The organism is Thauera linaloolentis 47Lol = DSM 12138 (genome assembly GCF_000310205.1).
Lineage (GTDB): Bacteria > Pseudomonadota > Gammaproteobacteria > Burkholderiales > Rhodocyclaceae > Thauera > Thauera linaloolentis.
In genome coordinates this window covers 1-3,878 of record NZ_AMXE01000152.1, presented here as the reverse complement: position 1 = coordinate 3,878, position 3,878 = coordinate 1, and the positions used below count along the sequence as shown (strand labels likewise).

General features: G+C 59.6%; 4 protein-coding genes. 2 read left to right on the top strand and 2 right to left on the bottom strand.

What is annotated here, in order from left to right; genetic code table 11:
• Positions 1 to 341 precede the first annotated feature (341 nt).
• Together C666_RS18730 and C666_RS18725 are read left to right on the top strand one after the other, a co-directional pair.
• Complete coding sequence (locus tag C666_RS18730; RefSeq protein ID WP_004348525.1) at positions 342 to 1,379, top strand: IS5 family transposase; 1,038 nt, start codon at positions 342 to 344, stop codon at positions 1,377 to 1,379.
• A gap of 130 nt (positions 1,380 to 1,509) precedes the next feature.
• Positions 1,510 to 1,920, top strand: a complete 411-nt coding sequence (locus tag C666_RS18725; RefSeq protein ID WP_004348523.1) for a hypothetical protein — start codon at positions 1,510 to 1,512, stop codon at positions 1,918 to 1,920.
• 584 nt (positions 1,921 to 2,504) lie between these two features.
• Here C666_RS18725 and C666_RS18715 read toward each other — a convergent pair.
• The gene (locus C666_RS18715; protein ID WP_004348520.1) at positions 2,505 to 2,954 is read right to left on the bottom strand and encodes a hypothetical protein; all 450 of its coding nucleotides are present in this window, start codon (positions 2,952 to 2,954) and stop codon (positions 2,505 to 2,507) included.
• Positions 2,955 to 3,099: 145 nt separating this feature from the next.
• Positions 3,100 to 3,474: an ArsA-related P-loop ATPase gene (locus C666_RS20055; protein WP_245603962.1), complete on the bottom strand. Its 375-nt coding sequence runs from the start codon at positions 3,472 to 3,474 to the stop codon at positions 3,100 to 3,102.
• Positions 3,475 to 3,878: the final 404 nt, after the last annotated feature.

The following is a 3,878-nucleotide window of genomic DNA, read 5'->3' as shown; positions in this document are numbered from 1 at the left end:
GGAGAACTTCGTCGTCTTCTTCATGGCTCCATCTTCTCAAGAGTTGGAGCCTCCGCAAAACCCGGGGCAATTCACACAGGCATCTGGCACCTGCGGTCTAAATTGGTGAAGCGAAAGCCTCAAAACCGGTATACAGCCTGACTCTGGATGAATATTCATTACTAAAATCGGTCATCAAACCCGCTACCCCTTTGTGCTTCTAGCAGGCTACTGAAAGACCTCGGAAGATACCGCTCCAAAGCAATTTTGAGGGGTACCTGACCCCTTCCTGATCTTTGCGTGAGTACAGGTCTAGGGAAACGCTGATCAATGTGGCCCGAATCCTGCGTGCGTAGAAGCCCATGAAACACCGCCCTCAATCACCCAAGCAGCTGAGCTTTGCCAGCTACGAGTTCGCGCAGAAAAAGCGCGTGACGCGCCGCGAGAAGTTTCTCGGCGAGATGGAGCAGGTGGTGCCCTGGGCGCGGCTGCAGGCACTGATCGAGCCGAAATACCCGACGGCAGGCAGGGTCGGGCGCCAGCCCGTGGGCGTGGCGCGCATGCTGCGCATGTACTTCCTGCAGCAATGGTTCGGCCTGGCCGACGAGGCGCTGGAGGATGCGATCTACGACAGCCAGTCGATGCGCGAATTCGTGGGCATTGACCTGTCGCGCGAGACGGTGCCGGACGCGAGCACGCTGCTGAAGTTTCGCCGCCTGCTCGAAGAACATGCCCTGACGGCACGGTTGTTCGAGGGCATCAACGCCCACCTGGCCGAGCGCGGCCTGCTGCTGCGCGAGGGCACGATGGTGGATGCCACCATCATCGCCGCGCCGCCATCCACCAAGAACAAGGCGCACGCGCGCGACCCCGAGATGCACCAGAGCAAGAAAGGCAATGCATGGCACTTCGGCATGAAGGCGCACATCGGCGCCGACGCCGACTCCGGGCTGGTGCACAGCCTGCACACCACAGCGGCCAACGAGAGCGATGTGGCGCATGCCCATGAGGTGCTGCATGGTCAGGAGAGCCAAGCGTTCCTGGATGCGGGCTACACCGGCGTAGCCAAGCGCGAGGAGATATTGCAGGCGCAGGCTACGGGCAAGATTCGCAGCGACATCGAATGGAGCGTGGCCAAGCGGCGCAGCACGGTCACCAAGATGGCCGAGGGCACGCTCAAGGAGCTGACGCGGGCGCTGGAGCGCGTGAAGGCGCAGCTACGGGCACGGGTCGAGCATCCGTTCCACGTGCTCAAGAACCTGTTTCGCTACAAGAAGACGCGCTACAAGGGACTGGCCAAGAACGAAGCGCAGTTGTACAGCCTGTTTGGGCTGGCCAACCTGGTGCTGGCCAAGAAGCGCCTCATGGCGTTGCAGGGCGCGGGGATGAGTGCGCCTTGAGTGCGGACAACGGCCCCAAAAGGGGCGAAAACCAGGTTGAGGGCCTCGAAAACGAGATGAATCAGAACTGACATTGCCGCATCGTGAAAATCAGATCGCTGCAACGACGCAGCGATGCCGGAAGGCGGCATTGATCAGCGTTTCCCTAGTGCTCTTCGAACTCGCTGCCAAGCTCGACGAGGAGGGTTCTGTGCCGCAGATCATCACGGCTCGTGATGCTATCTTCCGCGAGATATCCAAAGAGCAGTTCAAGGACGCACAGACAATCCTGGCCGAAATGGGCCGGCAGGAGAGTTTCGACAAGCCGATCGATGACTATCTCGCAAGACAGTCCGCACAGAGCAAGAAGAAATCCTCGACGAAAGCGTCACAGGCCTCCGGCCAGGACTCGATGTTCCCAGCCCGGCCTGCCAAACGCCCGGGTGTTGTCACCTGCAACACCCGCTGCATAAATGGGGACTGCTGGCGAACCTACGATGACGGCAGCAAGCTCTGCTTCCAGGCCTCGAGCCAATGGAAATGGGACGAGGGAGGCTGCTGAGCAGCGCCATCCGTCCTGGTTAGCTGCCTGAGTGTGGAGCCTGGCCACTCATGACTGCCTCACGCGCATTCCGCTGTTCTTGCCCAGACGCTCCGACAATCTGGCCAATCACTCCATCGGTCATGACCAACATTAAAAGTCAGCACATGCCGGTAGGCTTCAAAGGACGCGCCAGAAAACCGTGCTGTAAGGGGACACAAACATCGCTTCAGGCGATGCGGTCGAGTTCAGATGGAGTCGCTATGAGTTGCACGAAACGTAGGCTGAACTATGTCCTGTTCAAAGAAGAAGGCGCGTTCGTTGCCCGTTGCGTCAATGCCGAGGTAGCGAGCGACTGCCGAACCGAACAGGAAGCCGCAGCGAATCTCCAAGAAGCGCTGGATCTCTATTTCGAGAATGACGGGACCAAGTTGGCGGAGCCCCCCTCTTAACACTAGCGCTCCCAGGCGGCAGCGGTGCAACCGAGATGCTGCCCATCCAAACCTGCAGTCCATGCGGATGCCGATCATCTGCATCCGCATGCAAACCCATCGCTACCGCCGGGATACGCCAAAAAAACGCCCGTCGTCACCGTAGCTAGGGCGTCAGCGCATGCGTGCGCAAGCCATCAGCCCGCGCTCTGCAGACCACCCTGCAGCTAGGCAGCGGACTTTCGCGGCCTGCTTGCCTCGAAGTGCTTCTGCCACAGTCAGTCCGTCCAGGCCGCTGTGTCGCCGGTTCCAGAATATGAACTTCGCCGAGGTATCGTCGCCTCTCAATGCGCGACAGACAGCAATGACCTCTTCCTCCTCCAGACTCTTGAACGCGGCAGGGTAATACCAGCCCCGGCCGATCCTGATCCTGAAGAGCTCGCCGCGCTCGTGCAAGGCTTCCAGTGCGCTGGGCGCTTGTCCCCATGCACGCGCCAGTTCGGCCGGCGTCACGAGCAGGCCATCGTCCAACCAGCCGCGGCGAACGGCTTCGACCTGACCGAGCAAAGCCTGCCAGGCAGCCGTTGCATCATTTTTCGAGGAGAAGTAAGACCCATGTGCCATCAATTTTCCTGCGTATCGGATTTTTGGATACGATAGCATCGTATTATGGCGCCCACCACACGATGAAGTGCAATGATCCCGACATCATACGCCTGCTGCAGTCCCCGAGCCCAACCGGTGGTTCGACGAGCCACGGCACCATTGTCTAGCGTTGCGCGAATTCGTTGGCGACACGCCGGATGAAGGCAACTCGTAGCTCGCGCGCTGGGCAAGCAACGGGTGACGTGTGCCGCTTGCAAGCAGGGATTGATTGATCACCCAGCCGTAGGGCCTGATCCCCGCGCGCTGCAGGTCGAACTGAAGGCGTTCGGCCTCGTGGACTGGCGTTGCTTCGGGCAGCGTTACGATGAGCACCCGCGTGAAGCAAGAGGAGGGTGTGGCCGGTCGGCGCTGTGTCCAGCACCACGAACCCATCCTTACCTTCGTCGACGGTATGGGCGAAAGCTCGGAACACCGCGGTTTCCTCGGTGCCCGGCGAGCGCAGACCCTCTTCGAACATGGCCCGCGCGCCAGCGTTCAGATTGCGGCCACCCCCGGCGAGTACCTCTTTGCTGTAGCGAGCGAGTCGGGTCGATGCGTGGGACAGGTTGGGTCGAGCACTTGTCCGCGGCCTGTCGCCACGGGCGGCCGCTGTACTTTTTCCTGTCTTCCCGTTGTCGACAGCTTGAACGTCGGTAATCGATCAACTCCGGCGCGTTACATTGTCGGACCGGATGGTCAAGAAGAAATGGGCTAACTGGTCATCTATGGGTGTAATACGCAGGTGGTGGTAGGTTCATTTCACCGTTCTTGAGAAATTTATTTCACCGATGTGAGAAAAATTTCAAGGTGAGTGAGAACCTACAGAACCTGTAGGTTCTCAAATACGGTGAAATGGTTCCCCAGCAGCGGCGCCGGAAATTTCACCCTTCAATGAAAACCCTT

Coding starts and splice junctions, on each gene's coding strand:
- C666_RS18715 (WP_004348520.1), bottom strand. CDS start 2,954: ATGGCACATGGGTCTTACTTCTCCTCGAAAAATGATGCAACGGCTGCC.
- C666_RS18730 (WP_004348525.1), top strand. CDS start 342: ATGAAACACCGCCCTCAATCACCCAAGCAGCTGAGCTTTGCCAGCTAC.